The sequence below is a fragment of the Halomonas sp. genome, assembly GCF_031581305.1.
GTDB lineage: Bacteria > Pseudomonadota > Gammaproteobacteria > Pseudomonadales > Halomonadaceae > Halomonas.
Window position 1 is genome coordinate 1 of record NZ_JAVLBC010000029.1, and the last position, 5387, is coordinate 5387.

Annotated in this window: 8 protein-coding genes; 4 read left to right on the forward strand and 4 right to left on the reverse strand. The window is 66.9% G+C overall.

Annotated elements, in window-relative coordinates; translation table 11 throughout:
- Position 1: 1 nt before the first annotated feature.
- From RI841_RS04305 to RI841_RS04320, 4 genes are all read left to right on the forward strand, one after another.
- The gene (locus RI841_RS04305; RefSeq protein WP_310704343.1) at positions 2–958 is read left to right on the forward strand and encodes an L-carnitine dehydrogenase; all 957 of its coding nucleotides are present in this window, start codon (positions 2–4) and stop codon (positions 956–958) included.
- Complete coding sequence (locus RI841_RS04310) at positions 958–1413, forward strand: thioesterase family protein (RefSeq protein ID WP_310704344.1); 456 nt, start codon at positions 958–960, stop codon at positions 1411–1413. Before RI841_RS04305 ends, RI841_RS04310 begins: the two co-directional genes overlap by 1 nt.
- Before the next feature lie 66 nt (positions 1414–1479).
- The gene (locus RI841_RS04315) at positions 1480–2448 is read left to right on the forward strand and encodes a GlxA family transcriptional regulator (RefSeq protein ID WP_310704345.1); all 969 of its coding nucleotides are present in this window, start codon (positions 1480–1482) and stop codon (positions 2446–2448) included.
- A gap of 80 nt (positions 2449–2528) precedes the next feature.
- Complete coding sequence (locus RI841_RS04320; protein ID WP_310704346.1) at positions 2529–3752, forward strand: TauD/TfdA family dioxygenase; 1224 nt, start codon at positions 2529–2531, stop codon at positions 3750–3752.
- Between the two features lie 134 nt (positions 3753–3886).
- On the opposite strand, the gene RI841_RS04325 is transcribed toward RI841_RS04320, so the two are convergent.
- The 4 genes from RI841_RS04325 to RI841_RS04340 all read right to left on the reverse strand — a co-directional run.
- Entirely contained in the window at positions 3887–4327 is a 441-nt protein-coding gene (locus RI841_RS04325) for a DUF411 domain-containing protein (protein ID WP_310704347.1), read from the reverse strand.
- The gene (locus RI841_RS04330) at positions 4324–4479 is read right to left on the reverse strand and encodes a hypothetical protein (protein ID WP_310704348.1); all 156 of its coding nucleotides are present in this window, start codon (positions 4477–4479) and stop codon (positions 4324–4326) included. The genes RI841_RS04325 and RI841_RS04330 overlap by 4 nt, the downstream gene beginning before the upstream one ends.
- 78 nt (positions 4480–4557) lie before the next feature.
- Positions 4558–4812 carry a hypothetical protein gene (locus RI841_RS04335; protein ID WP_310704349.1) on the reverse strand — a complete coding sequence of 85 codons (255 nt, stop codon included), beginning with the start codon at positions 4810–4812 and terminating at the stop codon, positions 4558–4560.
- A 165-nt stretch (positions 4813–4977) separates the two neighbouring features.
- Positions 4978–5387 (reverse strand): periplasmic heavy metal sensor (locus RI841_RS04340; protein ID WP_310704350.1); only part of this gene is annotated, 410 nt, incomplete at its 5' end.

Consider the following 5387-nt stretch of genomic DNA (forward strand, 5'->3'; position numbering starts at 1 on the left):
CATGAGCCGCCAACTGAGCGTGATCGGTACCGGGGTGATCGGCAATGGCTGGATCGCCCGCGCCCTGGGTCGCGGCTGGGACGTGGTGGCCTTCGATCCCGACCCCGAGGCCCCGGCCCGCACCCGCACCTTCGTCGACAACGCCTGGGGCTCCCTCGAGCGCCTGGGCCTGGCCGAGGGCGCCAGTCCCGAGCGGCTCACCTTCGTGAATAGCCTGGAGGAGGCTGTCGAGGATGCCGACCTGATTCAGGAGAACGTGCCGGAGCGCCTGCCGCTCAAGCAGGAGATCCTCGCCGCCCTGGACGCCAGCGCCGCCGAGGGCGTGGTCATTGGCTCCTCTACCTCCGGCTTCAAGCCCAGCGACTTGCAGCAGGACTGCACCCGGGCGCCGGGGCGGGTGATCGTCGCCCACCCCTTCAACCCGGTCTACCTGCTACCGCTGGTGGAGCTGGTGGGCGGCCAGGCCACCGAGCCAGAGCAGATCGAGCGTGCCCAGGTCCTCTACCAGGCGCTGGCCATGCGCCCGCTGGTGGTGCGCCGGGAGATCGAGGGGCATATCGCCGACCGCCTGATGGAGGCGCTGTGGCGCGAGGCGCTGCACCTGGTCAACGACGGCGTGGCCACCACCGAGGAGATCGATGCCGCCGTTGTCTACGGCTGTGGCCTGCGCTGGTCGCTGATGGGTACCTTCCTGACCTTCCACCTGGCCGGCGGCGAGCCGGGCATGCGCCATATGCTCGAACAGTTCGGTCCGGCACTGAAGCTGCCCTGGACCAAGCTCGAGGCTCCCGACCTCACCGATGAACTGATCGACAAGGTGGTCGAGGGCTGCGGGCATCAGGCTGCCGGCCGCAGCGTGGCCGAGCTCGACCGCCGCCGCGACGACTTCCTGGTCGAGCTGCTCGACCTGGTGCAGAAGTACTGGCCCGAGGCCGAGGGCCTGGAGGGACGCATCTGATGGTGGTTATGGAGAGCCGTGTCGTCCCGGCGTGGGTTGACTACAACGGCCACATGAACGATGCCGAATACGCCAGGGTGTTCTCCCTGGCGGTGGAAGCGCTGATGGATCGGCTCGGCCTGGATGATGCCGGCCGCGCGCAGCACGGTTACACGATCTTCACCCTGGAGACCCACCTCTGCTACCACCGCGAGGCCCACGAGGGACAGCCGCTCGAGGTGACCCTGACCCTGCTGGATCGCGACGCCAAGCGGCTGCACGTCTTCTTCGAGTTGCTCGACGAAAACAATAACCTGCTGGCCACCAGCGAGCAGATGCTGATGGGCATGAGCCAGGAGAGTGGTCGTCCCGCGCCCTTTCCAGCCCCCGTCGAGGCCGCTCTCGACGCGCTGCCCCATGCCGAGCGCAGTGCCTGGCCGGCGCTTGTCGGGCGCACCATCGGCATCCGCCGCTGAACGAGTCGCCCGCAGCGATGTGGGCCGTCCCCTGTGGGCGGCTCGTGGTGTATCCTGCCCCGCATCATGAGACTCCAGCCTCCTGACACCTCCCCTGAGCGCATCGGCTTTCTGCTTCTGCCGCGCTTCGCCATGGTGGCCTTCTTCTCGGCCATCGAGCCGCTGCGCATCGCCAATCGCATCGGTGGCCGGACGCTGTTCGAATGGGATCTGGTCAGCCGCGACGGCGAGCCGGTGGTGGCCTCCAACGGCATGACCCTGGCCGCCAGTTGCGCCCTCCACGAAGTGCCTCGGGTGCCGAGCCTGGCGGTATGCGCCAGCTTCGAGCCCGAGAACAGCATCGATGACGAACTGACCGCCTGGTTGCGCGAACGCGCCGCGGCCGGCTGCCTGCTGGGCGGCATGGATACCGGCTGCTATGCGCTGGCTGCCGCCGGGCTGCTCGATGACCAGACGGTGACCCTGCACTGGGAGTGCCTGCCCGACTTCCGAGCCCGGTTTCCACGTGTCGACGCCGTGGAGTCGATCTACGAGGTTACCGCCGAGGGTTTCTCCTGTGCCGGCGGCAGCGCTGCCATCGACATGAGCCTCGACCTGATTCGACGCCGCCATGGCGACGACCTGGCCGCCCGGGTGCGCGACCAGCTGATCCACGACCAGGGCCGCCGACCGGCCAGCCGTCAGCGCGACCCGGTGATTTTCCGGGAGCCGCTGCTGCAGCGCAGTATCACCCTGATGGAGGCCAACCTGGAGTCACCACTGGGCATCGGCGAGCTGGCCGGTGAGCTCGGCATCTCCTGGCGCCGCCTCGACCGGCTCTTCGCTCGCCACCTGGATATCTCCCCCCAGCAGGCCTATCTGGCCCGACGCCTGGACCATGCCCATCGGTTGCTGCGCGAGACACCGCACAGCGTCATGGAGATTGCCCTGGCCTGTGGCTTCGCTTCCGCCTCCAGTTTCTCTCGCGCCTTCCGGCGCCGCCATGGCATGACGCCCAGTCGGCTGCGCCGGGAGGCGCTGTCGAATCGTGCATAGTCGACGTCGAATCCTGCCGCGAGTCGCTGCCCCGGCACTGGCACTCTAGACGGCGTTGCGAAAACGCCAAGGAGGCCACCATGACCACCGCACTTCCCCCGACGCCCGACTACGATGCCTGGCCCATCGAGGCCGAGCTCGAGACGGTATCCTTCACACCCCGCCGGGTGACGGTGTGCTGGAGTGACGGGCGGGAAAGCCGCTATCACGGCATCTGGCTGCGCGAGAACGCCGCCGACGAGACCACCGTGAACCCGGCGACCCGCGAGCGCATCCTCGACCTTTCCACCCTGTCCGGCTGGCCGGAGGTCGTCGGTGCCGAGATCGATGACGCCGGTGCGCTGTGTGTGGACTTCGTCACGGAGGATCGCCGTCTGCGTTTCCACCCCGGTTGGCTGCGCGCCCACGACTATGACAACGCCGCTGATCCGGGGGCGCCGTTGGTGCCGGTGACCACTTGGCAGGGTGGTGCCGAGGAGGGTCCGGACAGCCTCGATGCCACGGGTCTGCTCGATACCGAGGCGGGTGACGAGGCCGAGGAGGCGATCCTCGCCCCGGCCCTGGAAAGCGTACTGGGCAAGGGGCTGGTGCGTCTGCGCGGCCTGCCTACCGACCCCGGCTCGCTGGAGGTCATCGCCCGGCGCATCGGGCCGGTGCGCCCCACCAACTTCGGCCTGTTGTTCAACGTCAAGGCCAAGCCGGACCCGGACTCCAACGCCTACACCTCCATCGCCCTGCCGCCCCATGTCGATCTGCCAACCCGCGAATATCAACCGGGCCTGCAGATGCTGCACTGCCTGGAGAACAGCGTGGACGGCGGCGAGGCGGTGATGCTCGACGGCTTCGCCGTGGCCGAGGCACTGCACGAACGCGACCCCGAGGCCTTCGCCACCCTGACCCGGGTGCGCTGGTGCTACGCCAATACCGCAAAGACCACCGACTACGTCTGGTTCTCGCCGATGATCCGTCTCGACGAGCGCGGCGAGCTGCTCGAGGTGCGCATCGCCGACTTCCTGCGTGGCCCGCTTCAGACCGCCTTCGAGGACGTGGAGCCGGCCTATGAGGCGCTGATGACGCTGCAGCGCATGTTGCATGAGCCCGAGTTCGCCATCCGCTTTACCTACCGGCCCGGCGACCTGGTGATCTTCGACAACCGCCGGCTGCTCCACGCCCGCGACGCTTTCGAGGGCGCCAGCGGCCACCGCTGGCTGCAGGGCTGTTACATGGAGCGTGACGAGATTCGCTCTCGCTATCGCATGGTGCAGCGCGCGCGGCGCCAGCGGCGGGTCACCGCTGAGGCGTGAGGTCGCCAATCAGGTCCTGCAATTCTTGCCCGCCCGGGGGGCCCGGCGGGTCTTCCCGGGGATTGAGTGAGACGCCTGAATCGCCCCGGCACGTGCCGGGGCGACCCCTTCCGCGAGGTGAGTCGGATGCGTCCTCAGAGCGTCATGAAGGCAGCGTCCTGTCGGTTGTTGAACTGGTAGACCTCGTAGGGCGCCTGCTGAGGACCGGGCATACCGGGTGTGCCGAGGGGCATGCCAGCCAGGCCGATGCCATCGATATCCGGTTGTTCCTCGAACAGCTTTTTCACCGCTGCCATTGGCACATGGCCCTCGATCACGTACTCGCCCATCTCGATGGTGTGGCAGGAGCCGAGTCCGTAAGGGAGTCCCGCGGCTTCCTTGACTTGGCCGAGATTTCTGTCGTCGATGACGGTGACCGTGATGCCCATCTCTTCGAGATGTCTGGCATAGCCATCACAGCAGCCGCATTGAGGATTCTTGTAGAGGGTGGCCTCGGCCGGCAGGGCGGCCTGGGCAGTGGTGGCCCCGAACAGCAAGGTACCGGCGAGCAACATGGACGTTGTTGTGCGATTCATGAGCGGTCGTCCTGGTGGGAGTGACGGGAGGATGCGAGGTATTTGACGAGTGAGGCGATGCCCAGGCCCAGCAGCAGCAGGACGGCCAGCGGCATCAGCCAGCCCATCCAGCCCATTGAGCCCATCAGGGCGAAGCAGTCGGTGGTCAACATGGTGTAACTCCTGACGAAGGTGCAGGGAAATCTGGTGGCGGGCGGGTGGCCAGCGCCACGGAGGTGCTGGATGCACGGTCAGGGTCTGGGAGGTTGCCGCGGTGGCAGGGGGATGTATTCGACCACGGCCGGACTGGATATGCCGACCAAGGTGTCAGGGTGTGCGTTGGCGACGAGGGGAGACTCGGCCATGGTCGCACAGGCGCTACAGTCCGCATCGGCATGATCGATCATCTCGACCTGGGTTGCCGTGCAGTCGGTAGCGCAGGCGTCCATGGCCGCATGGCCGGCCAGGCTGGTTACCGACAGCAGCACCGCGAGCAGCAACGCCATTAGGCGTCCTCCTCGGGTGAGATGCGGTTGTCTGGCCCGAGCGTTCATGGCGACTTCCTCGTCATCGCTGCATCATCCTGCGCCTGCTGGGTGAGTGGCCATATTGATCCAGCGCAGGAGAGGCCGGAATGGGCGAGGGTGCCCGCCAACAGGCGGGCACCAGGTTTATTGCGGGCTTTTGCGAAAAGAGGCGCCCTGTCTCAATTGTTCACGCTGCTCGTCGCTCAGCAAATCGAGCATGGCGTTACGCATGCGCACCATCTCACTCATCATCTCGCCCTGCAGCTTGGCCATCTGGCCATGAAGAGCTTTCACTTCTTCGGGGTCGGGCGCCTCGGCGTGCATCTCCTCCATAAGCGCCATGCGCAGGTCCATCATTTGTCCCATGCGTTCGAACTGATCGGGACGGTGCTGCTGCATCAGCTCGCGCATCTCGCTTCGCTGCTCGGGCTCGAGGATCTGCATCATGCCGTAGCCCATACCGCCCATCATCATGCCCGGGCCCATGCCGCCCTGGCCATAGCCCATCATGCCCGGGCCCATGCCGCCCTGGCCATAGCCCATCATGCCGGGGC